At 60.3% G+C, this 23,457-nt stretch carries 23 protein-coding genes and 3 pseudogenes; 22 read left to right on the forward strand and 4 right to left on the reverse strand.

Annotated features, from left to right (window positions below; translation table 11 throughout):
* Positions 1 to 3 precede the first annotated feature (3 nt).
* On the forward strand, positions 4 to 534 hold the full coding sequence (locus ACN9MX_RS22185; RefSeq protein ID WP_426387775.1) for a hypothetical protein: 531 nt from the start codon (positions 4 to 6) through the stop codon (positions 532 to 534).
* Between the two features lie 28 nt (positions 535 to 562).
* Here the strand turns inward: ACN9MX_RS22185 and ACN9MX_RS22190 are convergent, their stop codons facing one another.
* A complete protein-coding gene (locus ACN9MX_RS22190) occupies positions 563 to 1,156 on the reverse strand; it encodes a thermonuclease family protein (protein WP_426387776.1) in 594 nt (197 codons plus the stop codon).
* Entirely contained in the window at positions 1,153 to 1,884 is a 732-nt protein-coding gene (locus ACN9MX_RS22195) for a DUF7146 domain-containing protein (RefSeq protein ID WP_426387777.1), read from the reverse strand. Before ACN9MX_RS22195 ends, ACN9MX_RS22190 begins: the two co-directional genes overlap by 4 nt.
* Before the next feature lie 241 nt (positions 1,885 to 2,125).
* Here ACN9MX_RS22195 and ACN9MX_RS22200 point away from each other — a divergent pair, with 241 nt between their 5' ends.
* The 20 genes and pseudogenes from ACN9MX_RS22200 to ACN9MX_RS22295 all read left to right on the forward strand — a co-directional run.
* Positions 2,126 to 2,416 carry a hypothetical protein gene (locus ACN9MX_RS22200; RefSeq protein WP_426387778.1) on the forward strand — a complete coding sequence of 97 codons (291 nt, stop codon included), beginning with the start codon at positions 2,126 to 2,128 and terminating at the stop codon, positions 2,414 to 2,416.
* Positions 2,417 to 2,522: 106 nt separating this feature from the next.
* Positions 2,523 to 2,900: a hypothetical protein gene (locus tag ACN9MX_RS22205; RefSeq protein ID WP_426387779.1), complete on the forward strand. Its 378-nt coding sequence runs from the start codon at positions 2,523 to 2,525 to the stop codon at positions 2,898 to 2,900.
* On the forward strand, positions 2,900 to 3,580 hold the full coding sequence (locus ACN9MX_RS22210; RefSeq protein WP_426387780.1) for a lytic transglycosylase domain-containing protein: 681 nt from the start codon (positions 2,900 to 2,902) through the stop codon (positions 3,578 to 3,580). The genes ACN9MX_RS22205 and ACN9MX_RS22210 overlap by 1 nt, the downstream gene beginning before the upstream one ends.
* Positions 3,581 to 3,651: 71 nt before the next feature.
* On the forward strand, positions 3,652 to 3,957 hold the full coding sequence (locus ACN9MX_RS22215; RefSeq protein ID WP_426387905.1) for a TrbC/VirB2 family protein: 306 nt from the start codon (positions 3,652 to 3,654) through the stop codon (positions 3,955 to 3,957).
* 33 nt (positions 3,958 to 3,990) lie between these two features.
* Positions 3,991 to 4,359 carry a type IV secretion system protein VirB3 gene (locus tag ACN9MX_RS22220; protein ID WP_426387781.1) on the forward strand — a complete coding sequence of 123 codons (369 nt, stop codon included), beginning with the start codon at positions 3,991 to 3,993 and terminating at the stop codon, positions 4,357 to 4,359.
* The gene (locus ACN9MX_RS22225) at positions 4,352 to 6,742 is read left to right on the forward strand and encodes a VirB4 family type IV secretion/conjugal transfer ATPase (protein ID WP_426387782.1); all 2,391 of its coding nucleotides are present in this window, start codon (positions 4,352 to 4,354) and stop codon (positions 6,740 to 6,742) included. The genes ACN9MX_RS22220 and ACN9MX_RS22225 overlap by 8 nt, the downstream gene beginning before the upstream one ends.
* Before the next feature lie 11 nt (positions 6,743 to 6,753).
* Entirely contained in the window at positions 6,754 to 7,464 is a 711-nt protein-coding gene (locus tag ACN9MX_RS22230) for a type IV secretion system protein (protein ID WP_426387783.1), read from the forward strand.
* A complete protein-coding gene (locus ACN9MX_RS22235) occupies positions 7,464 to 7,772 on the forward strand; it encodes a hypothetical protein (protein ID WP_426387784.1) in 309 nt (102 codons plus the stop codon). Before ACN9MX_RS22230 ends, ACN9MX_RS22235 begins: the two co-directional genes overlap by 1 nt.
* A 19-nt stretch (positions 7,773 to 7,791) precedes the next feature.
* Positions 7,792 to 8,802, forward strand: coding sequence for a type IV secretion system protein (locus tag ACN9MX_RS22240; RefSeq protein ID WP_426387785.1), 1,011 nt, complete (start codon positions 7,792 to 7,794; stop codon positions 8,800 to 8,802).
* Between the two features lie 12 nt (positions 8,803 to 8,814).
* Positions 8,815 to 9,144 carry a hypothetical protein gene (locus ACN9MX_RS22245; RefSeq protein WP_426387786.1) on the forward strand — a complete coding sequence of 110 codons (330 nt, stop codon included), beginning with the start codon at positions 8,815 to 8,817 and terminating at the stop codon, positions 9,142 to 9,144.
* Positions 9,145 to 9,146: 2 nt separating this feature from the next.
* Positions 9,147 to 9,839, forward strand: a complete 693-nt coding sequence (locus tag ACN9MX_RS22250; RefSeq protein ID WP_426387787.1) for a virB8 family protein — start codon at positions 9,147 to 9,149, stop codon at positions 9,837 to 9,839.
* Positions 9,836 to 10,681, forward strand: a complete 846-nt coding sequence (virB9, locus tag ACN9MX_RS22255) for a P-type conjugative transfer protein VirB9 (RefSeq protein WP_426387788.1) — start codon at positions 9,836 to 9,838, stop codon at positions 10,679 to 10,681. Before ACN9MX_RS22250 ends, virB9 begins: the two co-directional genes overlap by 4 nt.
* On the forward strand, positions 10,678 to 11,859 hold the full coding sequence (virB10, locus tag ACN9MX_RS22260; protein ID WP_426387789.1) for a type IV secretion system protein VirB10: 1,182 nt from the start codon (positions 10,678 to 10,680) through the stop codon (positions 11,857 to 11,859). Before virB9 ends, virB10 begins: the two co-directional genes overlap by 4 nt.
* Positions 11,856 to 12,869, forward strand: a complete 1,014-nt coding sequence (virB11, locus tag ACN9MX_RS22265) for a P-type DNA transfer ATPase VirB11 (RefSeq protein WP_426387790.1) — start codon at positions 11,856 to 11,858, stop codon at positions 12,867 to 12,869. The genes virB10 and virB11 overlap by 4 nt, the downstream gene beginning before the upstream one ends.
* A complete protein-coding gene (locus tag ACN9MX_RS22270; protein ID WP_426387791.1) occupies positions 12,841 to 14,661 on the forward strand; it encodes a type IV secretory system conjugative DNA transfer family protein in 1,821 nt (606 codons plus the stop codon). The genes virB11 and ACN9MX_RS22270 overlap by 29 nt, the downstream gene beginning before the upstream one ends.
* Before the next feature lies 1 nt (position 14,662).
* Positions 14,663 to 15,427, forward strand: coding sequence for an LPD7 domain-containing protein (locus ACN9MX_RS22275; protein ID WP_426387792.1), 765 nt, complete (start codon positions 14,663 to 14,665; stop codon positions 15,425 to 15,427).
* Between the two features lie 66 nt (positions 15,428 to 15,493).
* Positions 15,494 to 15,923 (forward strand): annotated as a pseudogene (locus ACN9MX_RS22280) (IS481 family transposase); the annotation flags it as partial.
* Positions 15,924 to 15,987: 64 nt separating this feature from the next.
* Positions 15,988 to 16,230 (forward strand): annotated as a pseudogene (locus ACN9MX_RS22285) (transposase); the annotation flags it as partial.
* Positions 16,231 to 16,451: 221 nt separating this feature from the next.
* Positions 16,452 to 17,819 (forward strand): IS110 family transposase, encoded by a 1,368-nt coding sequence (locus ACN9MX_RS22290; RefSeq protein WP_363829835.1) that lies wholly within the window; start codon positions 16,452 to 16,454, stop codon positions 17,817 to 17,819.
* A pseudogene (locus tag ACN9MX_RS22295) lies at positions 17,820 to 18,710 on the forward strand (IS3 family transposase); the annotation flags it as partial.
* 176 nt (positions 18,711 to 18,886) lie between these two features.
* Here ACN9MX_RS22295 and ACN9MX_RS22300 read toward each other — a convergent pair.
* Both ACN9MX_RS22300 and ACN9MX_RS22305 read right to left on the reverse strand, forming a co-directional pair.
* On the reverse strand, positions 18,887 to 21,265 hold the full coding sequence (locus tag ACN9MX_RS22300; RefSeq protein WP_426387793.1) for a TonB-dependent receptor: 2,379 nt from the start codon (positions 21,263 to 21,265) through the stop codon (positions 18,887 to 18,889).
* A gap of 316 nt (positions 21,266 to 21,581) precedes the next feature.
* Positions 21,582 to 22,001, reverse strand: a complete 420-nt coding sequence (locus tag ACN9MX_RS22305) for a nuclear transport factor 2 family protein (protein ID WP_426387794.1) — start codon at positions 21,999 to 22,001, stop codon at positions 21,582 to 21,584.
* Between the two features lie 320 nt (positions 22,002 to 22,321).
* Between ACN9MX_RS22305 and ACN9MX_RS22310 the strand changes: the two genes are divergently transcribed.
* Positions 22,322 to 23,329: a zinc-binding alcohol dehydrogenase family protein gene (locus ACN9MX_RS22310; protein WP_426387795.1), complete on the forward strand. Its 1,008-nt coding sequence runs from the start codon at positions 22,322 to 22,324 to the stop codon at positions 23,327 to 23,329.
* The last annotated feature ends 128 nt before the right edge of the window (positions 23,330 to 23,457 follow it).

The following is a 23,457-nucleotide window of genomic DNA, read 5'->3' on the forward strand; positions in this document are numbered from 1 at the left end:
GTAGTGGCACCCGCCGAGCCGGAGGGCATCGCCTTCCTCCCTCCGCGCGACCCCCCGACCGGTCAGCGTTACCGCCTGTCCCTCACCAAAGTTGGGCAGGAACTGGAAAATTATCTGCCTTCGGCTCGCGCGGAGGCGGCAGGCCGCATCGACAAGCTCTTGAAGGAAGGCGCTCCAGAGAGCCAGATCACATATGCCAGGGGCGAGCTGACGTATCTCGAACACAGCCGCGGCCCGGCCTATCAGACGCAGTTGCTCAAGCAGCTGGGGCAGCGCGACGTCGACGCCGTCGTCACAGCGCAGCAGACGCCGCTCGAGCGCGTGCGCGAAATTGGAGCCGCCTTGGGCACGCGCCTTAAAAGCCAGCAGCCTGCGCTGGTTCAGCGTGCCATCCGCGCGTTGGAACAGGGCATGTCCGAGAGCTCTGGCCCCGACACCGGCTCTCCAATCGGCAAAGGCGTGGAAAGCGGTGCCGTTTCGCGCAAGACGCAGAGCCCTGCGCCTGCACCACGGGATAAAGGCCGCATTCGGTAACGGTGGGCCTGCCGCTCGCCGACAGCGTCTATGTTCGACCCGAACAGCCGCCGCGCGGAAGCTGCGCTCGCGTGACGGCCAGTTGGCGCATGGCATCATAGTCCTGACCCCAAAGACCCAGCCGTTGCCGCGCCGCCTCCTGCATCAGCTTGACATAGGCGCCCCCCGAATAGCGACGAAAATCCACCGCATAACCCTGCGCCACCATGGTCGCCGCGACGCTGGCGTTGTTGGCTCTGAAACGGCAGGAGAGATTCAGTCTTCCAAAACTGGTCGCCGGACTACCGCAACCTCCCCCCTCCGCCACAGTGAAATCATAGAGGCTGCGGGCACATTCCAAACCACCATCTCGCGCAACCAGGGCTTTGAGGGCGAGCGCTGATACGGCTTTGAGCGCGGGTCGATCTTCATCCGGGGCGTCTACCCCAACTATCCTCACCCTGGATCCGCTCACATCGATCGTGTCACCATCCACCACCCTTGGCTTTGGATTGATGAGCCGCAATGACGCGATTTGTTCCACCCGGTTCTTCTGCGCTGCCAGCGCATAGACCGAGACGGTGCCGAACATGACGGCGATCATCACACGTTGATGCTGCGGAAAGTTGCCCAGCAATTTCATCGCTCCCTAATCTCCTGAAGGAGATCGTTCCAGTCCCCCTCATGCGGCGGTAGCTTGACGCCCAGCTCTCGATTATTGGCCGTCAAATGCGGGGTGGCGCGTGCAACGGCCCGTTCCGCCTCTGCCCCGTGCTGGCTGTAGATGATGATTTTGTGGATGCTCTCAGGAATGGAAAGGGTCTGGTAGCGCTCGATGCCGAGTACAGGCCAGACGAAGGTGCCTGGTTCAGACAAGTTCATGACGCTGGCGGCATCTTCAACGCCTTCCGCCAACCGCAGCACGCCATCGCTGGGAATGCCACCCCACCGCACGGCACCGCCGCCAGGATTACCGAGCATGCGCTTCGGCCTGGAAATCGCGGCCTTGCCGCTTCCATCTGCTGTTAAAAACGTACGGTGGATGGCAACGACGCCGGCATCCTCCTCGACGGGAACCAGCAGCGCCGGCGCGAAGCGCTTTTCCTTGCCGGCTCCATATTGGCAGTGCGGATCGTAGCGCGCTGTGATGCCATCAGGTACAATGGACCGGCCGCGCAAATAGCGTTCGCCCAGACTGCCGTCAAAAGGGTCAGCAAATCGCCACAGGGACAGGGCGAGCTTGTTGAAGTCGCCCTTCCCTTGGCTGCTCCGGCGCCCTGGATCGTGATCGCGGCCAGCGAAGGACGGGATCGTGCGCAGAGCATCGATAATCGCGTCGGATGTGCAGCCGGCAAAGCAATGGAACAGCACCGCTCTTGTCCCCACTCGGACCGAGAGACTTGGATCGCCATCGGCATGCGCGGGACAGCGGCACATCGCATAGTCGCCCTGCCACTTGCCCCCAAGCTGGCGAACAAGACGGTCGGCATCGCGCGCGACAGCGTCAGATTTGCATCCGCTCACTGGACCTCCTCCCACTTGCCACTTACCCTAGGGACAAGAACACAAACAAAGAAAACAGTGAAATCAGTATAAATCACTTTGGGGTGAAATGGAACTTGAACTGATCCTTGAACGCGAGCTGACCTCTCTGCGTCCGGTAGCAGGCGTCATCACCGACGTTCAGGTGCATCAAAGGGAAAGCGACGGCAAGTGGTACATCAACGTTCGCGCGAGCTGGCGCGGGGCGGCCGCTTACCATGTCGGCCATTATGATAAAAAGAAATTGCGTTTATATTCAAGGGTTTCATCTGCCATCCGGCATATCATCCTTTGCTATGATCACCATGCTCTAATCTCGATCAACCCGTCGCCTCTGTGGAACGACCCATCGCGTTTTTGAGAATGAATCTCAATAAATCCGTGACTTGGTCCAAACCGGTCCGGAATGTGGGCTAGGCAACCAAGTGATTGCGATTTAAGGTTGTTTTCACTTGAGAGGTGAAAACATGCGAAATCGCTTGTGCACTTCCGTTGCTTCTGTGGTGCTTCTTTTGGGCTCCGGCTCCATGATGCCCGCGCGCGCGGCGGACAATGGTTGGGCTTGCCAGGTGCTTTTATGCGCCAGCAATCCTGGCGGCTGGATGCAATATGCCCAATGCGTGCCACCAATCCGCAAGCTGCTTCGCACCCTTGCTTTCGGCGGCGGCTTTCCGACCTGTAGTGCCGCAGGGGTGAAGTCCGCCCGATACATCAAGCCGGATGATGGCAGACCGGGCCGGGTCATCATGACCATGACGGATGGCAGCCGAACAACCTACAGAGTTCCGAGCGAGGCTGAGGTTGCGCAGGCTGAAGCGGCAGCGCCACTGGGAAGTGTGCAGTAATGCAATTCACGACCGCAGCCATTTTGGGGATCGCCGCACAATGCGCCCCGGGCGTCGCTCCCTCCACGATCGCGGCGGTGGTCCATACCGAGAGCAAGGGCTTTCAGTTCGCGCTCAATGTGAATGGTGTGGCGCGCCAGCCCGTGCGTCCATCCAGCGCAGACGCGGCTGCCAAAGTGGCTCGCGCTTATATTGCTCGCGGCTATTCAGTCGATCTCGGCCTCGGCCAAATCAATTCGCGCAATATGGCTGCGCTTGGCCTTTCCTGGGAAAGCGTCTTCGATCCCTGCATCAACATCGGGGCGGCGGGCAAAGTTTTGGCGGGTAACTACCAGCAGGTGAGCCGCGGGAGATTGCCGCAGGAGGCCCTGCGCGTCGCGCTCTCGATGTACAATACGGGTTCGCGCAGCGGAGGATTTCGCAACGGCTATGTTAGCCGCGTGATGAACAACGCGGGCATATCCAGCGGTGTTGCCGCGGTGAACTATAGTCCTGAGCCACCATTGTCCGCCAAGCCTGAAAGAGCTGTGCCGCCGCGGATCATGCTGGCTGATCTTGTTGCCGAGAATATCGGCAACACTGAGCCAGTGGCTGCAGCCGATGCGCCACCCCCCACATGGGATGTCTTTGCGCGCGCTGCTTATGAAAGCCGGCGCGCTTCGGAAATAGGAGGAAGCTAATGCACCCAATTGCAATCGTGCACTCATCGTCACTGTCCATACGCGCGAATGTTCAGCACCGCCTCGCGGTGATGAAGCCTGGACACCGCAAGATAGCGGCGATCGCGGCGGGTTTGGGGGTCGCGGGCACTGTGGCTTTGGTCACTCCCGATCCCGCCTTTGCCCAATCCGCCAATTTGGAAGGCTTCGCCAACAATGTCCTTGGGCTGCTCAGCAGCGGCCTGCTGCGGGCGCTTGCCATTATTGCGGTGATCATCGCGGGCGCGGGCTGGCTTATGGGGCGGGTGAACACCGGCGGCCTGGTGACCGTGATCATCGGCATCGCCATCATCTTTTCGGCGCCCTGGATCGTCGATCAGATTGCAGGTTCTGCGTGATGCTGAACCCGCTCGGCCAAGTGCCGGCTGGTCATGACATGCAAGATGGAGGATGCGTTGTTAGAGGAACGGGAAGAGATCGCACGCGACACGCTGTTCCTCGGCCTCACTCGGCCCGCCCTTTGGGCAGGCATCCCGATTGAGGCCGCCGTGCCCATCCTCCTCGTGTCAGCGATCGTCCTGATCGGGACCAACAATCCCGTCTATGCGCTGGTGATGGCGGCCGTCAGCTATGGCCTCGCCCGGTTGGTCGTCCGGCAGGACGTCAATGCCTTTCGGCTGATGTTTCTGTTCTTCCGAACCAAGGCTGCCAGTCGCAATCGCGTCTTCTGGGGCGGATCGAGCTATACACCCCTACCGCTGAAGGGCATTGCCCGAAAGGGCTTTGGCCGTCATGAATAAGTCGATCCGCCTTTCTGCACAGGTGCCGATGAAGGTGGCCCTCAAAGAGGTGCTGCCCACAAAATTTCTGCCTTATGCGCGCCACGTCAACGACGAGATGGTCATGCTCGATTCCGGCGCGCTCATGCTGAGCTTCGAGCTTCAAGGCCGCGCCTTCGAGACCGCCGATGTTCGCGACCTCAATGACTGGCACGGCAAGCTCAATGGCATGCTGCGTAACCTGGCGGACGACCGGCTCTCGATCTGGACCCAGTTGGTGCGGGCGCGGGTCGAGCAATATCCCGGCGGTAACTTTCGCTCGAAATTCGCGCAGGATCTCGATGCCGCCTATTTCGCGCGGATCAACCGAGAGCGGATGTTCATCAACCGCTTCTTCGTGACCCTGCTGGTCCGGCCAGCGGCCCACGGCGCCGACAAGCTCATCCAGCTCTTCCGATCGAAGGCAGCAGCCAGTGCGGATGCCGATGCGGTGGATCAGGATCTTGTCGAGTTCCTGGAGGACAAGGCCCATGATTTTGAGAAGCTGATGGCCCGATGTGAGCCGCGCAGGCTTGCAATCTATGGGCATAGAGGCCTCAAATTCTCTGAGCCGCTGGAGGTCGCTGAGATGGTCATGACCGGCCGCCATCGCCGCGTGCCGATCATTCGCGGTCACCTCGGGAGTGCGCTATACCGCCAGCGCGTCATCTTCGGTGGCGAGACCGTCGAGGTGCGCGACGCGGATCGCAGTTCCTTCGGCGGCATCTTCGGTATCCGCGAATATCCCGCCTATACGACGCCCCGGCAGTTTGAGACGCTGCTTGCCGTCGATTTTGGCTTCGTCCTCACCCAATCCTTCTCCTTCCTGGGGCGCGCGACTGCGGCCGAGCGGTTCCGCCTGCGCCAGCGGCAGATGGAGAATGCCGATGATCGTGCGATCAGCCAGATGCACGATCTGGTCGATGCGGCCGACGATCTCATGTCCAATCGCTTCGTGCTGGGCGATCATCATTTCACGCTCGCCGTTTATGGCGAGAGCCTGAAGGCGCTGCGCGACCATATGTCGATCGCGCGGGCCGCTCTTGCAGACACCGGCATGGTCGCTGCCCGCGAAGGCGCCGCCCTAGAAGCTGCCTATTGGAGCCAACTCGTCGGCAATTTCGCCTGGCGGGCACGGCCCGCGCCCATCACCTCGCTTAATTTTGCCGCCTTCGCCCCCTTCCACACCTACCCGGCGGGTCGCGCGGAGAATAACCACTGGGGCGACGCGATTGCGCTGCTCAAGACCAGCGCGCGCAGTCCCTATTTCTTCAACTTCCACAAGCGCGATGTCGGTCACACGATGGTGATTGGGCCGACCGGCGGCGGCAAGACCGTGCTGGTCAATTTCCTCATGGCGCAGGCCGAGAAGACGGGTGCGCGCCAGATCTTCATCGACAAGGATCGGGGTGCGCAAATTTTCGTGGCGGCCAGTGGCGGCACCTATCTGACGCTCGCCAACGGCACCCCGACGGGCTTTGCTCCATTAAAGGCGCTTGCCGACACGTCCGAGGATCGGGCCTGGTTGTCATTATGGATCCGGCAACTGGTGCGCGTTGAAGGGCGCCCAATCTCTGTCGCCGAGGAGCGGCGGATCGACGAAGGCATCGCCGCCGTCATGAAGCTTCCGCCTGCCGCGCGTTCGCTCGATGCGCTGCGAACAATGCTGGGCATGGCGGACGATAGCGGCGTCGGAGCCCGGCTGGAGAAATGGACCTCACGCGGCTCCCTGGGCTGGGTCTTCGACAATGAAGCGGATGAAATGCGGCTGGACGCCCGGTTCATCGGCTTCGACATGACTGATTTTTTAGATAACGGCGACATTCGCACGCCACTGATGCTCTATCTCTTCCATCGCATCGACAAGATGCTGACCGGCAATCGCACGATCATCGTGATCGATGAATTCTGGAAGGCACTGGGTGACAGTGCCTTCCGCAGCTTCGCGCAGGACGGACTCAAAACTTACCGCAAGCGCAACGCACTCATGGTGTTTGCCACCCAGTCGCCAGCCGACGCGCTCAAAAGCGACATCAGCCATTCCATATTGGAGCAAGTGGCAACCAAGATCATGCTGCCCAATCCCAACGGACAGCGCCGCGACTATATCGACGGCTTCTCCATGACCGAGGCAGAGTTTGCCCTGATCCGCGAGGAACTGCCGCCTGAATCGCGCAAATTTCTGGTGAAGCAGGGCCATGACTCGGTTGTCGTCGAGCTCGACCTTTCTGGCCTGCATAATGAGCTGGCAGTGCTGTCGGGCCGCGCAGAGACCACCGCACTCGCATGCGAGGTCATTGCCGAACATGGCCCTGCGCCAGCCACGTGGCTTCCAATCTTCCACCAGCGCCGGCGCGCGAGCTGAAGGAGAGTTTTATGGCTTCTTACAGGTTCAGGCATCTCCTGGCGGGGGCATCGCTCCTCGCCTTCGCAGGCAGTGCGCAGGCGCAGGGCATTCCAGTCACGGATACGCGCAGCCTGTTCCAGCAACTGGAGCAGGTTCGGCAAGGCGTGTCGATGTTGACGCAGGGCGCAGCCCAGCTTCGCCAAGCACAGGACCTTTACCGCGACATAAACAAGGCAACCGACATCGGACGCATTGCGGGCGGACTACAGACGGACGCCATGCGCGAACTCAACGTATCGTCATCGAGTCTCGACGGATATGCCAGCGGCGACCTCAATTTGATTGGACGGCTGCGCGGTCGGTCCGACAGCGTGTTCCAAGGTTTGATGGACCAGCTATCGCCAGACGCGTCATCAGACATCCGGGCAAACTATGAAACGGGTGCCCGGCAAGCGGCCGTAACCGCGGGCCTGGCAGGGTCGGTCGGGGACTCAGTTACGAGCCGGCGCGAGGGGCTGGAAGAACTCCGTTCCCGGCTCGGCAGCGCGAATTCTGCCGCAGAGCGCGCGGACATGAGCGCAAGACTTCAGCTGGAACAGGCGCAAATGACCAACGACATGATGGCCCTTCAAGCTGTGGACCTGCAACGTCGGGCCAAGGCTGAAGCTGACTACCAAAGCTATACAGCACAACGGCAAAAGCAACTTGCGAACCTCAAATCCCAGGCAGGCATAGACTGATGCGATACACCAATGCTTTGACAGTTTTATCGGTGACGACGTTGCTGGCTTGTACGCCGTCTGAAAAGCAGCAGACTGGAGACGATCTCAGGTCAGACCTGCCACTTCGCTCAATTAAATACCTTGCCGAAAATCCCAAGGAAGCTGGGAAGGTTGAAGCAATGTGCGAAAAATGGAAATCTTCGCAACGGACAATTTCGAGCTGGCCTGCCGTTGTAACGGAAAACTGTAACAATGCCAACGCAGCGCGATACCGCAATCTTCAGGCAAAGCAGCGGGAAAACATGAAGAAGCAGATAGGCATTTAACGCAAACGGATTTTTAGAGATGAATTTCCCAATCTTTGAAAACATGATGGACGCAGTGAACGGAGCCCTGACAGGGATCATCGGACTGTATTCGTCTGTGATTGGGATAATTTCCGGCCCGCTCAGGGTTGGCATTACTATCTACATCATTTTGCTGGGTGGCGCGATCCTTCGCGGAGCTGTGCAATATCCAGCCCGTGAGTTCGTCTACCGTGCGCTGAAATTGGCGGCTCTCAGCTGGGCTGTAAGTTCTCTTTACGGAGCCTCGATCGGTCTGTTCACTATGAACGGACTTCCAGGACAATTTGCCAATGCTCTCGGCGGCGCTGACGTAAATGGGTTGGGGGGATATTTCGACACACTTCTGCAAGGAGCATTCCGAGCGATTACAAAAATAGAAGAAATCGTTCAGGCCCACACTGACGCAGCAGGTGTCAATCTGGTCGGGTTACCCAATAACTTCGTTGAGATCATCTTAGCCGCTTTCGCAAATTTGACGATCCTCCTCGTTGCTCTCCTGTCATGCGCGCTGGGATTCACGATCTGCGCGTTCGCTCTTTTTGCCCTCGCCCTCCTCGCCGTTGTGGGGCCGCTTTTTGTGGCAGCACTGCTGTTCGATTCCACGCGCGGTTGGTTCTTCTCGTGGCTCGGCTCCGCGATCAGCTACGTCATGCTGGTGGTTTTCGCCCTGCTGGTGACCCTCTTCATCTCACAAACGACCGATACGTTTATAAATTCGATATCCGACGGAGACGAAGTTCTGATTGCAGCAATGAAGGCCCTGTCCTTCTACGTGCTCGGCTTTTTCTTCTTCCTTCAAATCCCAGGCCTGGCGTCCGGCTTGGGCGGCGGCGGACCGGCATTGGCAGCGCAGTTTGCCAACGCGGTCACCGCTAACTTTGTCCCCGCCGCTGGTCGCACCATGGCGAGCATTCCCATGCAGGGTATGCGCATGACCGGTGACAGTGCCCGCCGGCTTGGCGGCAGCGGCAATGGCGGCCGGGGCGGAACGCTCACCCGGACGCGATAGGAGAACCACGCCATGCACATTAAAAAAACTATCGTCCTTGCCGCGCTACTCTCCCTCTCTTGCGCGACGGTCGCCTTCGCGGCGAAGGAAGCCAAGGTTCCGCGCTGCAACGGTCAGTCGAAGCGCCCCGCCAATCCCTATGGAACTGTCCTCCCTAGCCTCCCATCGCGCGCAGCGGGAGGCGCTGCATCCACGGCCAAGCCGACACAACTATTCCCGTCATCGGTATCGCCGAGCGCCAGCGGATCGACGACCGACGACAGCAATGTCCCGCCGATCAGCGCTGCGTCCCCCACCCCTGTTCACGATGGGCGGCCGCAGCCCGTCTATGCGAGTTGCTGACCATGGCCATCGGAGTCAAAGATAGCGCCGAGGATCTCAAATCCTATTTCGCTGAAGCGCAAAGCTGGGACCGTGAGCGGTTCGTTGCCGCGAACCGGTCCAAGCGCTTGGCATGGATCGTCGCCGGTGCCGCAAGCGTGATCGCGCTGGTGGGCATCGGTTCGGTCGCAATGCTCTCGCCCCTCAAAACGGTCGTGCCTTATGTGGTCACGGTCGATCGCTCGACCGGGGCGACCGAGGTGACGCAGCAGCTTCGCGGCGACAAGTCGATCACCTATGATGAGGCGGTCCGAAAATATTTCCTCGCAAACTATGTGAGGGCACGCGAAGGCTGGATACCGCAGGCTCGGCAGGAATATTTTAATCAGGTTTTGGCGCTATCCGCGCCTGAAGAACAGCACCGCTGGATCGCCTTCTACAAGAAGGACAACCCGGATTCCCCGCAGAACCAGCTGTCCGCAGGTGACACCGTATTCGTGTCGGTGAGAGCCGTATCCTTCATTTCGCCCAGCGTCGCGCAGGTCCGTTTCACCAAGCGCTTAGAACGGGAACGCCAAGCGACTGAAACGCCTGCGATAGCGACCATCACCTTCGATGTGATGTCCAAGCCGGAATCCGAGGCTGGCCGTTACGCCAATCCGCTGGGTTTCCAGGTCAAATCCTATCGCGCAGATGCGGAGGTGAGCGGAAAATGAAATCTAGCATTCTGCTCGCCGCCGCCATTTTGGTCACGCCAATCGTTGCCATCGCGGAAAACACCCCGCGCCCAGTTCTCGCTGACCATCGCGTGCGCGAGGTCAATTATAGCGATCAGAACGTGATCGCCATTCGCAGTGCCTTCCGCACCGCCACTCAGATTGAATTTGCGCAAGGCGAAACCATAAAATTCGTCGCAATGGGCGATACTGTGTCCTGGGAGGTTGCCCCGGCCGAAAACTCCCTGTTCATAAAGCCGCGCGAGAGGGCCGGTGGAACCAACCTCATCGTCGTCACCGATTATGCTGGGCAGAAGCGCAACTATACTTTTGCGCTCTCTGCGGTAGCAAATTCTAGAGGCGCGCAAACCTTTTTCAAGGTCCGCATGCGCTATCCAGAACAGGAAGCCGCAGCCCGCCGTGACGCCGTTGCCCGCCAACAACTGGCGCAAGTGCTGGCGCAGCAGAACGGTGCGATCAAGACAGCTCTTGACCTTGGCGTGCTCGAGGGCAAGCGCAACCTTGCCTATACCGTGCAGGGATCGTCAGAAATCCAACCGTCGGAAGTGACAGACAATGGTCAGTTTACCGTGCTGCGCTTTCCCAATCAGCGCGGAATCCCAGCGATCTTCACGATCAACCCCGACGGCAGCGAAGCGACCGCCTCCTTCGACGTGCGCGACGAGTTCGTCGTCATCCATGGGGTGTTCCGTCAGCTGCGGCTGCGCCGGGGGAAGGTGGTGCTCTGCATTTATAACGACAATCCCAGCTTCTACGGCCGCGATCCCAAGACGGACACCGCGTCTGAAGTGGCCCGGCGCACGACGGAGGACGAGAAGTGAACGACAAGCGGTTCGACGTCGACGCGACGCCCGACATCAATGAGATCGACCGGGAGGCCCCGGCGGTCGACCGGCCCAATCGTATCCCGTCCCTCAAGAGCGTCCAGTGGGACACGAAGAAGATGATCGTCGTGGGGGCCCTGGGCGGGTCGCTCCTTTTCGCTGCCCTCACCGTTGCTGCGGGCATTGGGGGCAATGACAAAATGCCGCAGATCAAGGCGAAGCCCCCTGCTCCAGATGTCGCCTATGATCCGGAAACCGTGATCGCCCCTACCCTTCAGAACGCTCCCCACGATCCGAACGCGCCTGTTCATCTCACCGGGGAGCAGGTTCCTGCCATCGCGGGTACCGGAATAGGCGGAAGCACCGCGCACAGCTCAGCACAAACCGCGGCCCAGCGCCGCGCCTCTGAGGCGCAGGAATTGCAGGATTCTGCCCGCCGTTCAACGCTGATCGCCTATAATGGCACTTCGGGTCAGCAGCTTGGGGCTCGTTTCGGCATGCCCGGCGATGAGATGCCCCAGCAAGGCGAACCACAAGGCGCAGCCAGCAACGCGACGCCGCTCGATGCCCTAAAGCGCACCTCGGCAGTGGGGCGAACCAGCGCCCGCATGATCGGCGATCGCAATTATCTGGTCACTGCCGGCAGCATCATCCCCTGCACGCTGCAGACCGCCATGGATAGCAGCGTGCCCGGCTATGCCACCTGCATCATTCCCCGCGACATTTATTCGGATAATGGCCGCGTCGTGCTGATGGAGAAGGGAACGCGGGTCTTCGGCGAATATCAAGGTGGCCTCAATCGCGGGCAATATCGCCTGTTCGCCATGTGGAGCCGCGCCGTCACACCGCGCGGTGTGTCCATCGACATCGCCTCGCCCGCTTCCGACAGCCTGGGGCGTGCAGGTATTGGCGGCAAGGTTGATCGTTTCTTCTGGGACCGGTTCGGTTCGGCCTTGCTGTTCAGCATCCTGGATGATGCGTCCACGGTCGCATCGACCGCAGTAGGCCGCTCGGGTAGCAATGTGACCCAGGTACCCTCGGATTCCGCCTCGACCATCCTTCAGGACACACAGCAGATCAAGCCCGTGCTGCGCGTTGCGCAGGGCACAGACCTGTCCATCACCGTGGCGCAGGATTTCGACTTCTCGCAAGTTTATGGACTGGCGCTGCGATGAGCATCACCCATTTCCGCAACACCGCCATCCTTGATGATGCGATCGCGCCCCTGCGCAAATATCTCGATGACGACGCGGTGACGGAGGTCGTCATCAATCGGCCGCTCGAGGTGGCGGTCGAGCGCCAGGGCGGATGGAATTGGGAGGTCGAAGAGGAACTCACCCTCCCCCGCCTCAACATCTTGGCGACCGCTGCCGCCGCCTTCACCTCGCAGGATGTAACTCGCGAAACCCCGATTTGCTCGACGATCTTTCCGACCGGCGAACGTGTCCAGATCGTCGCACCACCGGTCGCGCCGGACGGAACGGTGTCCATCACCATCCGCAAACCCTCCACCAAGACGCTGAGCCTGTCTGACTTTGAGGCAGGCGGCCTTTTCGCTGACACGAAGGTCGCCGCGAGGGGCATGAGCGAAACCGAGGACCGGCTGCTGGCTCTACTCAGCGAAGGGCAGCATAGCGCCTTTTTCGAGCTGGCAGTGCGCAGCCGCCTAAACATTCTCATTTCCGGGGCGACCGGCTCGGGCAAGACAACCTTCGCCAAAGGGCTGATCCAGCTCATTCCCGAAGAGGAGCGGCTGCTGACGATCGAGGACACGCGCGAGCTGGTCGTGCCCCACCGCAACGTGGTCCACATGACTTATAGCAAGGATGGCCAGGGCACGGCCAAGGTCACCGCCAAGGAATTGCTGGAAAGCGCGCTGCGAATGCGGCCCGATCGCATATTGATGCAGGAACTGCGCGACGGGACCGCGTTCTTCTACCTGCGCAATGTGAATAGCGGCCATCCTGGCTCGATCACAACCATCCACGCCGCGTCCGCCGAACTGGCGTTCGATCAGCTGACCCTGCTGGTGAAAGAGAGCGAGGGCGGCGCCGATCTCGCGCGCGACGACATCCGCTCGCTGCTCAAGATCCTGGTCGACGTGGTGGTCCAGATGAAAAAGGTGCAAGGCAAGTTTCGCGTGACGGAGATCTATTATGACCCCGCCGGGCGGCACGCAGCCTAATCGCGGCTGGGCGCTGGCGATCGGCACGCCGATCGCTCTGCTCCTGCTGCTTCTCACCGGGTCCATCGTCGCCTGGTTCATATTGGGTCTGCCGGCAACCACCTATGATCCGCTGCAGATGCCACGCTTCTTCTGGTATTACCGCGGCGACCCCATTGTTCGGCAAGCCCTGCTCGGCGGGCTGGCGGCCGGGTCACTGCTCGCTGGCCTGCTGCTCTACTGGTTCGTCACCCGCAAGCCGCCGCTGCATGGCGCAGCACGTTTTTCCAGGGAAAGTGAAATCCGCCGCAATGGCTTCCGCGGCGATGATGGCATTGTGCTGGGAAAGAAAGCCGGGCGCTATCTGATCTTCGCTGGCAATGAGCATTGCATCGTGGAAGCCCCGACCCGGTCGGGCAAAGGCGTCGGCATCGTCATCCCCAATCTGTTGAGCTGGCCCGGCTCGGTCGTCGTGCTCGACGTGAAGCGCGAGAATTTCGCGGCGACAGCCGGCTTCCGCGCGAAGCATGGGCAGACCGTCTACCTCTTCAATCCGACCGACCCTGAAGGTCGGACGGCACGCTATAATCCGCTGTCCTATATCGACCGGAACGATCCCGACCAGGTGATCATCGAGCTTCAGAAGATTGCCAGCATGTTGTTCGTGCCGCCGGAGCGCGGAGAACCCTTCTGGACCGATTCTGCACGCACGGCCTTCGTCGGGGTCGGCGCCTATCTCGCGCAGTCCGACAAGCCCTTCACCATAGGCGCCATCTATCGGCTGATGACCAACGGGGACACGCGCGGTTATTTCCGTAGCGCGCTTGATGATCCCACGCTGCGGCTATCGACGGGATGCCGCAATGCGCTTGCCGATTTCACCTCAGGCGCTGAAAACACCTTTGCCGGCATCGTCCAGACGGTGACCTCCAAGCTCAGCCTTTGGCTCAATCCGCGCGTCGATGCCGCCACGGAAGAAAGCGATTTCGACCTTCGTGCGCTGCGCGTGCAGCCTATGTCTATCTATCTTGGCGTTTCGCCTGATGAGCTGGAGAGGGTGGCCCCCCTTTATAACCTGCTGTTCCAGCAGCTGATCGACCTTAACGTGCGCGACCTTCCCGATGCGCAAACGCCGGTTCAGGTGCTGGTGCTGCTCGACGAATTTGCCCGGCTCGGCCGCGCCCAGGTGATCGCGAACGCCTTTTCGTATGTCGCGGGCTACGGGATCCGCTTGTTGCCGGTGATCCAGTCGCGCTCTCAGCTTCGTGCCGTCTATGGCGAGCATGTGGCGGACGAGATTGTTGCCAACTGTGGGGTGGAAGTCGCGTTCACGCCCAAGGAACTGAAGGTCGCCAATGAGCTGTCGGAGCGGATCGGCTATATCGGCCAGGAATCGGTCACCCGATCGCTGACCATCCACGGTATCCTCGCCAATCGGTCCAAATCCATGTCGGACCATCGCCGGGCGCTGCTGCTGCCGCAGGAGCTGATGCAATTCCCTGCCGACGAACTGCTGTTGCTGCGCGGCGGCATGCCGCCCATTCGCGGCGACAAGATCCGCTATTTTTTTGACCCGCATTTCACGCGGCGCCTCATGCCAACACCCGTGGTCGAGCCGATCGTCAGAATTGTTGAGGATGACGAGGAGCTTCCTCCCTGCGTGCTGCCCGATGCCAGCCAGCTGGCCAACCCCGACCCACATACCTTCGCCATGGACTGCATCATCATCTCGGATTTTCCCGACATGCTGATCGACGTCGAAACCGACCAACGCGACCACGGTACCGTGGGCTTAATTGAACAGGAGCGATGAAATGGCTGATGACCCAACGACCGCCCAGGACCAAAAGCCCGGTGCCCGCAAACGCCCGGATATGGAGATGCCGCAGGAACTGGAGAGCCGGTTTCTGCGCGTGGGCGACAAGCTTTACCGGAGCGCGCACGACCGCAATCCGATCGCAACTGTGACGCCAGACCGGATCAAGGCCCGCGATTCCTCGGCCCTCCCCGATCTGGTTCGCCTTGCCAAGGCCAATGGATGGACCTCCATCAAGATCAACGGCGACGCGGACTTCAAACGGGCAGCCTATCTGGCAGCCGCGGCGCAGGGGCTGGAGATCGAAGGCTACAAGCCGGATGCCAAAACGCGTGCCGCCGCCGGTCGGGATATTGCGCGGCAGGCTGGGACGGTGGTTATACGCCCGCAGGCAGTCGAAGAACGGAAGCAGCCGCCGCAGCGAACCATAAACCAGGTGCGGGATAGCAAGGAGAAGCCGGACCAGAGCCTCGACCTGGCCGAACGATTCCGGCGGCAATCCCACGCAGAAAACGCCAAGGATCCTGCACTTCGGCGCGCGCAGAGCCATGTGGCCCACGCCTTGGTCATCGCGGCGGGCAGGTTCCCGCAGGATGAGGATCGGCAGCGCGGGTTTGTCGACAGGCGCAAGGAAGAGGTGGCGGTCAGGATCGAAAAAGGGGAGCAGATCGCTGGCGTACAGGTGCGGCAGCAGCAGAATGAGCGCGTCCGCTCTATGGAGCAGAACCAGATTCTTCAGCGGAATAGATCGCCCAGTCGGTAAGGCGCCTAGTTGTTTGATCCCACGGTTTGATGGTGCGATCCTTTCGTTGGAATGGAAGGAAGCATTATGGGACAGGTACGTCACGGGAGCGCCGCGACCACGCACGCCGTCCGAGCAGCAATACAGCGATCGCAGGCTTCGCTTGCGACGCTGAGCCGGGAGTTGGGGATCAATCCCAAGACGGTCGCGAAGTGGCGCAAGCGAACGACGGTTGACGATCTAAAGACCGGGCCGAAGGCCCCTCATTCAACGATCCTGTCGGAAACCGAGGAGGCGATGGTTGTGGCGTTCCGACGACACACACTGCTGCCGCTGGACGACTGCCTCTATGCCCTGCAACCGTCGATCCCGCATTTGACCCGGTCAGCGCTGCGCCGCTGCCTCCAGCGGCACGGCATATCCCGTCTGCCGGACATCGAGGGCGATAAGCCAAAGCGTCAGCTTCAAGCGCTACCCCATCGGGTTCTTTCACATCGATATTGCCGAAGTACAAACTGGACTTGTAACGGTTTTGTGCCGGTCACCTGAGCGATTAGAGCTCGCAACAGGAGACCGACGAGATGATCAAGCATACAGAAGAGTTCAAGCAGGAGGCGGTGCGGATTGCACTGACCAGCGGGTTACCCCGCGACCGGGTTGCATCGGATTTGGGGATAGGGAAGTCGACGCTGGGCAAATGGGTGTCGCAGTATCGGCCACCTGACCTGGTGGCAGCGCCGCAGGCAGATCTGGCGCGTGAGAATGAGCGCCTTCGCCTTGAGAACCGTGTGCTCCGGGAGGAGAGGGAAGTGCTAAAAAACGGTCCCCGGCTGAGCCCGCCTGTGCAGGGTAGAAACGGGCCGTGCTATGGTGTTGGCTAGGAGGGTCGCGGCCGTTCGCTTATTGGAGGCATGATACCCCGTTAAAAAACGTGGCCCGTGGGCATTTGCGTACTTGAGAGTGGTGACGCCGTGCTGCGGCGATCCCGATTAGGAAGATGACGGTTGGCATAGCCCATACCCTCCGCTTTGAAGGAGGACATGGAATGACAGGAGCAAAATCCCCAGGTTCAGACGCTTTGTCCATGGTCAACCCTGGCGCCGCCGCCATCGATATCGGCTCGACCATGCACTTGGCGGCCATTAATCCGCAGGCGGACGACAATCCCGTGCGGGCATTTGGCACGTTCACCGGCGAGCTGCATGATATGGCCCGTTGGTTCAAGGCGAGTGGTGTCACCAGCGTGGCGATGGAATCCACCGGCGTTTACTGGATCCCGGCCTATGAAGTGCTGGAGGAGCACGGCTTTCACGTCATTCTCGTCAACGCCCGATACGCCAAGAACGTCCCGGGCCGAAAGACCGATGTCAGCGATGCGGCCTGGCTGCAACGCCTTCACAGCTATGGGCTATTGCGAGGGAGCTTCCGTCCTGAGGCGGGCGTGGCGACCATGCGTTCTTACCTCCGGCAGCGCGAGCGTCTGATCGAATATGCAGCGTCCCATATCCAGCACATGCAGAAGGCGCTGATGGAGATGAACGTGCAGCTTCATCACGTCGTTTCCGATATCACCGGGGTTACGGGCATGCGGATCATCAGGGCCATTGTGGCCGGCGAACGCACGCCCATCACGCTGGCGGAAATGCGCGACGTCCGTTGCCACGCGTCCGTGGAGACCATTTGCGCCGCCTTGTCGGGAAACTGGCGGGATGAGCACATCTTTGCACTCTGCCAGTCGCTGGCCTTGTACGACTTTTATCAGACCAAAATCCTCGAATGCGATCGTAAGCTAGAGGTCGCGCTCAAGGCGCTCGAAATCGACAAGGGGCACGATATCCGCCGCCTCCCCAAAGTCCGGACTAAAAGACGGCAGGTGAACGCGCCTGACTTCGAGGTCCGGTCCGCGCTTTATCGCGTGCTGGGCGTGGACCTGACACAGATCCATGGAATCGGACCGTCTCTGGCGCTCAAGCTCGTCGGCGAGTGCGGCACCGACCTTTCGGCTTGGCCCAGTTCAAAGCATTTTACGTCCTGGCTATGCCTGGCGCCGGGTAACAAGATATCGGGCGGCAAGCTGCTGTCATCAAAGACACGGCGATCGTCGAGCCGCGCGGCGGCACTTTTGCGCTTGGCTGCAACCACGATCGGCCGCAGCGACACCGCGCTGGGCGCGTTTTACCGGCGGTTATCTGCCCGAGCGGGAAAGGCGAAAGCCGTGACCGCAACGGCGCGAAAGATCGCTGTCCTTTTTTATAACAGCCTGCGCTTCGGGATGGCGTATCATGATCCCGGCGCCACCCAATATGAAGAGCGGTATCGCAGCCGGGTGATCGGCAACCTCCAGCGCCGCGCCAAGGCCTTTGGCTTCTCGCTTCAGGAACTGACACCGGAGCCTGATATGGCTGTTTCTTAGGAAGGCCACGCAGTTCTTCGCGAGCCAAAGGCCGTGAGGTTCGCCTTTGTGCATAGTTGGCGGCACCGTTGGCCGGTGGAATTGATGTGTCGCGTTTTGGGGGTCAGCGAGCGTGGCTATCGTTCCTGGCGTTCACGCCCGATCAGTTGTCGGGAACGGACAGATATGAAAATGCTGGCCCATATCAGGGAACAGTATCGCCTGAGCCTTGGCAGCTACGGTCGTCCGAGGATGACGATGGAGTTGAAAGAGGTAGGGCTCGATGTTGGCGAGCGCCGGGTCGGGCGGCTTATGAGGATCAACGGGATCAAGCCAGTCCGCACGCGCAAACACAAAGTTACGACGGACAGTCACCATCACTTGGGTGTTGCGGCAAACTGGTTGGATGGCGATTTCGCCGCCGATGCACCCAATTGTAAATGGGCGGGCGACATCACCTATATCTGGACGTCGGAAGGCTGGCTCTACCTTGCCGTCATTCTCGACCTGCATAGCCGTCGCGTCGTTGGTTGGGCAGTCAGCGACAGGATGAAGAAGGACCTGGCGATCAGGGCATTGGACATGGCGGTGCGCCTGCGCCAGCCCCCAGAGGGCTGCCTTTTCCACTCGGATCGCGGTAGCCAATACTGTTCTTACGATTATCAAAAGAAATTGCAGGCCTACGGCCTGCGTCCTTCAATGAGCGGCAAGGGAAATTGCTACGACAATGCGTCCGTCGAGACGTTCTTCAAATCTCTGAAGGCCGAACTCATCTGGCGGCAGAGTTGGCCGACACGGCGTCAGGCAGAAGCCGCTATCTTTCAGTACATCAACGGGTTCTACAACACCCGCCGCCGACATTCATATCTGGGCGGCATCAGCCCGCTCGCCTTTGAGGCCAAGGTCGCATAATGAGATAGGTGACCGGCGCAAAACCGGGACAAGTCCAAGATGCCGGGACTGAACACCTAGGGACCTATTCAATTCTCCCTCATTTATCTGCTCCTTTGTTGGGGCAGGCTCCACATCACATCGAGGGAGACAACGGGGGACGGCCCAATGCGTCCAGCCCCCCGTTCAATACCAGGTTAATATTTGAACCCCGCCCGGAACATAACCTGGCGGCCACGGCTGACAACCGCAATTGTGTCTGCCAAGCGCGTAGGTTGAATGGCCGCCGAGGGCGTGTCGATACCACGGACGAACGTATATTTGTTGGTAAGGTTCGTACCGATGATCGCGAATTCCCACTTATCGTCCACCTGCACCAGCCGCAATGTGGCGTCAACAGTCGCGAACTTCGGCTGCCGGGCGCGCGGCTGTGAAACCGGGCTGGTGATATAGCTGGTACTGTAGTTCACGCCGCTGCTCAATTCCAACTTCATGTTCGATGACACAGGCGTGTCGAAAATGAAGCCGGCATTACCCGTCCATTCGGGCGAGCGAACCAACTCCGTACCGCTCAGATTCTGGAGCAAGCCGACGATGTTGCTGTTGTTCGGGTTGGGTTGTTGAGCGCATTGCCCGATGCCTGTGCCGGGACGTAGGAACGCCTGCCCGGCATAGCAGGTGGCGTAATATTCATCATATCTGCCCTTCTGATACGCCACGTTGCCGTAAAGGCTGAGGCCATCGAGGGGTGGTCGATAATTCAGGCTGAATTCAGCGCCTTTCGATGACACCTTGCCGGCGTTGCGCAGTTCCTGGATCGTGCCCTGGGTCGTGATCTGAACCTGAAGGTCATTGATCTTGTAATCGTACAGCGCCAATTCGGCGGATAGCCTGCCGTTCGCCGTTCTCGCCTTCACGCCGGCTTCCCAGCCCTCAACGCGCTGCGGACGATAGGACAGGTCGCCATTGGCGTTGAACGACCCGCCGTTGAAACCACCCGACAGGAAGCCCTGCTTGTAGGTTACATAGGCGGTGAGATTGTTGGTCGGACGGTAGCTAACGGTCACTTCCGGTGAAAAATCGTCAAAGTCCCGTTTGTTGCGCCCGTTCGAAAGACTGGGCACGGCTCCGATCAGTTCGTGGTTGAAATTGATGACCGACGTGAGCCGCTTCGTTTCCGAACTGAGACGACCGCCCGCCGAAATTTCCAGTTGCTCGATCGGCTTGAATTGCAATTGCGCGAATACCGAATAGGCATGGCCCTTCTGCTTAAGATAATATTGCGCAGCAGGGAAGGGCGAAGGACGGGCTGCGCCGAACAGTGAAGGCTGTCCGGCGATAGCGCCGAACGCCGCCAGCGACGCCGACTCCGCCTGGCTCTTTTGAAACTGCCCGCCCGCCATGAAATTGATGGGACCATCAATGTCGGTTTCGAGCCGCAGTTCCTGACTCCACTCCCGAATTTTCAGCGCCTGAATACTGCCGAGGATGAAGCTGGGTATGCTGGCGGCATTGAAGTTGGATCGGTTGATGAGGTCGAGGTCATAATAGCCGGTAACCGACGTGATCTTGACTTCGTCACTGATGCGATAGGTCAGTTCAAGACCACTCAGCCACTGGCTTTGGCGATTATAGCCCTCGCCGTCCCCATAGTCGGAGGGACTGAGAATGCCACCCATGTTGATCGTGGACGGAAGCTTGGCAAAATCCGGCCCGAGCGAGGCGGTCGTAATGCGATTATTCGCCTTGCAGTCATCGAACGGGGCGCCTTGAGCGACGCCTGCCGGGCAGTCGACGAACTGATAGTTCGCGGCAAAGCCCTGCCCTTTGGCGCGGTTGTAGGACAATTTGAACCTTGCGGTAAACGGGCCACCCTGATCATATTTCAGGGTTCCGCGCAGGGCATATTCCTTGTTTTCAGGGCCATAGGGGTCACGGGGCTTGAACTGCGTGCCGTCGGGCAGCGCATTCTTGACCCAACCCCGCATGTCCGAGCCATAGAATGCAAGGCGCGCACCCAATCCGTCGGTGAGCGGGCCGGAGACATAGCCCTCCCCCCGCCACTCATGCCCGACAACTTCGTAGCCCAGTTTTCCACCGGCCTCGAAGCGATCAGTAGGGTCATTGGTGCGCATCGAAATGATGCCGCCCGGGCTGTTCTTGCCGTAGAAGAGCGCCTGCGGCCCCTTCATGACATCGACTTGAGCGACGTCGAAATCTCCCATCCGGCGGATCGACGCGCGGGCGACCTGCACTCCGTCGATGTTGAAGGACACGGCTTGGTCACCGAGCGGGTTGCTGTCCGCCGCGCTTATGCCGCGCAGCGAAATGCTGCCGCCCTGTATGGTGCCGCCGCCTTCGCCGACGATGAAGCCAGGCACCTTGCGAGCCAGGCCGTCCACGCCGTTGATGCCGCTGCGCGACAATTCTTCAGCGCCCACGGCGGCGATGGCGACGGGAACCGCGATCAGCGATTCAGACCGTTTGCGCGCCGTGACGATGATGTCGTTGGAACTGGCTGCATCCGCCGGCGCATTCTGCGCCGCCGCATCTGCACTGACAACGACAGCGATCAACGCCGCGGATCCCAGCAATGCGCGAGCAAATTGCTGCCTGTTTGATGATGACGCCAATTGGCCCTCCCTTGATTATGATTTGAAGTTTCTCTGTGCTGCCCGGCTTTAGGCGCATCCCTGTATAACGCATCGAATTGACCAGCATGGAACGTCCTCTTGCCATGAGCAGAAAAATGAACACGGCCAGCCGGGACGTCGGAACACAAGGGCGGCGGAAGCGCCCATATGACGCACAGTTCCCTGCTGACCCGTCGGACGATCTCGCGAAGGTGCTTTAGATATCGGAAGGATTTCTTTCCTTCAGCGCTCCCAAAAATCAGTCCGGTCGCGCGCCATCGAAGAAAACATCTGTCAGATGCAAGCTGTCGAGATATTCATGGCTACGCTCGATTTTCCCGTCTTTGAAATAGAGCAGGAAATGATAGCGGTTCTGATACATCTTGCCTGACACGTGCCTGGCATCCGAATGCGCACGGACAGCGACGCGGTTCTCTTCCGCCGTGACGTCGTCGATGATGATCCGCAGACCCGTTTCCGGGAAAATCTGCGGCAATGAAGCGATGACGGCGCGAATGGCGTCCTTGCCCCGCACTTCCGGCGGCAGCAACGTCTTGCTCTCCACGATAATGGCGCCATCGTCGGTGAAGAGATCGACGACGCCGTCGACATCTCCCGTGCCGATCCGCTCCAGATATTCGTGTGCAAGTCGTTTGTTGGCCACAAGATCGTCCATCATGCATTCTCCCGTCGAGGCGCGCGCCGGGCCGATCGCCTGACCGCGCCCGGATTAGATTTTCCATCCCGTGGGTTATCGTCAACGCGTAACGGTGGAAGGAACAGACATACCCATAGGGGGCAAGATGGCGGTCATCTTTGGGCAAGTCTCCTGATGGACGTCATTCGCCCTGCCGCACCCCGTTCCAGGGATGCTTTGGGCGTCATGACCCAACTCTGCTGGAGAGATGGCGGGGTGCGGGTCCAGGCTATATCCGCGCATCATCAGGCGTCACTCCACACCGTACCAAGGGGGGTAACGCGATGCTGCGGAGAAGGAAAATGAAGGCGATCGGATATTGCGAGCCGGGCGGGAGTGACGTGCTACGGGAGTTTGACGTGGCCGAGCCCCTTCCCGGTCCCCGCGACCTTCTGGTCGACATCCGGGCCGTCGCCGTCAATGCGGTGGACGTCAAGCTCCGCTCGAAGGCTCGGCCCAAGGGACAGCCACGCATATTGGGGTTCGATGGCGCGGGCATCGTCACGGCGGTAGGCTCCGAAGTGACCCTGTTCGCACCGGGCGACCGGGTGTTTCACGCCGGCACTATCGGCCGCCCTGGCACGAACGCCCGGCTTCACCTGGTCGATGAACGGATAGCAGGCAAGATGCCAGCCTCCCTGTCCTTCGAGGAAGCCGCCGCATTGCCGCTGACGGCGATTACCGCCTGGGAACTGTTGTTCGATCAAATGGGCGCGACACGAGGAGCCCCCGCGCGCGCCGGCAGCATCCTCATCATCAACGGCGCGGGGGGCGTGGGCTCCATGCTCGTCCAGCTTGCCGCGCGGCTGACCCACCTTCACGTCATCGCCACCGCGTCGCGACCCGAAACCGCCGCATGGGTCCGTTCGCTGGGCGCAAACACGGTCATCGATCATAAAGACGATCTGGGGGCGCAGCTTGATCGCGCCGGGATTTCCCAGGTTTCCCATATCGCGGCATTGACCGGGACCGACCGCCACTGGCCCACCATCGCCAGGATTATCGCTCCGCGCGGTCGGATCGGCATCATCGACGATCCCGTCTCGCTGGATATCGTTCCGTTGCGGGCGAAGGCCGCTTCGGTAACCTGGGAAGCCATGTTCGTGCGATCGCAATTCGCCACATCCGACATGATCGAACAACACCGGCTGCTCTGCGCCGTCGCCGATCTGGTCGACGCGGGCCGGATTCGTACGACGATGCACGATCATTTCGGCCCGCTGACCCCCGCCAACCTTGCCCGCGCGCATGACCATGTCGCAAGCGGCAGGGCGGTGGGAAAAGCGGTTTTGGGGCCGATGCCGGGCTGAATCGTCCACCCCGCCGCCGGCCATGCGATGGGCATCATGGCAGCGTGCGTCGAAATGCATGCGGGAGGCCTGCGCGATCCTCATCGGCCCGGTCCTCCCTGTCCGCAGTCGGCCGGCCTATAGCGAAC

Source organism: Sphingobium sp. R-21, from assembly GCF_049913335.1.
In the GTDB taxonomy this organism is placed as follows: Bacteria; Pseudomonadota; Alphaproteobacteria; order Sphingomonadales; family Sphingomonadaceae; genus Sphingobium.

Bases quoted from the DNA above. Each gene is read 5' to 3' on its own strand.
- ACN9MX_RS22305 (WP_426387794.1), bottom strand. From the start codon at position 22,001: ATGATGGACGATCTTGTGGCCAACAAACGACTTGCACACGAATATCTG.
- ACN9MX_RS22210 (WP_426387780.1), top strand. From the start codon at position 2,900: ATGCAATTCACGACCGCAGCCATTTTGGGGATCGCCGCACAATGCGCC.
- virB11 (WP_426387790.1), top strand. From the start codon at position 11,856: ATGAGCATCACCCATTTCCGCAACACCGCCATCCTTGATGATGCGATC.
- virB9 (WP_426387788.1), top strand. From the start codon at position 9,836: ATGAAATCTAGCATTCTGCTCGCCGCCGCCATTTTGGTCACGCCAATC.
- ACN9MX_RS22215 (WP_426387905.1), top strand. From the start codon at position 3,652: ATGAAGCCTGGACACCGCAAGATAGCGGCGATCGCGGCGGGTTTGGGG.
- ACN9MX_RS22205 (WP_426387779.1), top strand. From the start codon at position 2,523: ATGCGAAATCGCTTGTGCACTTCCGTTGCTTCTGTGGTGCTTCTTTTG.
- ACN9MX_RS22200 (WP_426387778.1), top strand. From the start codon at position 2,126: ATGGAACTTGAACTGATCCTTGAACGCGAGCTGACCTCTCTGCGTCCG.
- ACN9MX_RS22310 (WP_426387795.1), top strand. From the start codon at position 22,322: ATGAAGGCGATCGGATATTGCGAGCCGGGCGGGAGTGACGTGCTACGG.
- ACN9MX_RS22220 (WP_426387781.1), top strand. From the start codon at position 3,991: ATGACATGCAAGATGGAGGATGCGTTGTTAGAGGAACGGGAAGAGATC.
- ACN9MX_RS22240 (WP_426387785.1), top strand. From the start codon at position 7,792: ATGAATTTCCCAATCTTTGAAAACATGATGGACGCAGTGAACGGAGCC.
- ACN9MX_RS22225 (WP_426387782.1), top strand. From the start codon at position 4,352: ATGAATAAGTCGATCCGCCTTTCTGCACAGGTGCCGATGAAGGTGGCC.
- ACN9MX_RS22290 (WP_363829835.1), top strand. From the start codon at position 16,452: ATGACAGGAGCAAAATCCCCAGGTTCAGACGCTTTGTCCATGGTCAAC.
- ACN9MX_RS22235 (WP_426387784.1), top strand. From the start codon at position 7,464: ATGCGATACACCAATGCTTTGACAGTTTTATCGGTGACGACGTTGCTG.
- ACN9MX_RS22270 (WP_426387791.1), top strand. From the start codon at position 12,841: ATGACCCCGCCGGGCGGCACGCAGCCTAATCGCGGCTGGGCGCTGGCG.
- ACN9MX_RS22250 (WP_426387787.1), top strand. From the start codon at position 9,147: ATGGCCATCGGAGTCAAAGATAGCGCCGAGGATCTCAAATCCTATTTC.
- ACN9MX_RS22275 (WP_426387792.1), top strand. From the start codon at position 14,663: ATGGCTGATGACCCAACGACCGCCCAGGACCAAAAGCCCGGTGCCCGC.
- ACN9MX_RS22190 (WP_426387776.1), bottom strand. From the start codon at position 1,156: ATGAAATTGCTGGGCAACTTTCCGCAGCATCAACGTGTGATGATCGCC.
- ACN9MX_RS22230 (WP_426387783.1), top strand. From the start codon at position 6,754: ATGGCTTCTTACAGGTTCAGGCATCTCCTGGCGGGGGCATCGCTCCTC.
- ACN9MX_RS22245 (WP_426387786.1), top strand. From the start codon at position 8,815: ATGCACATTAAAAAAACTATCGTCCTTGCCGCGCTACTCTCCCTCTCT.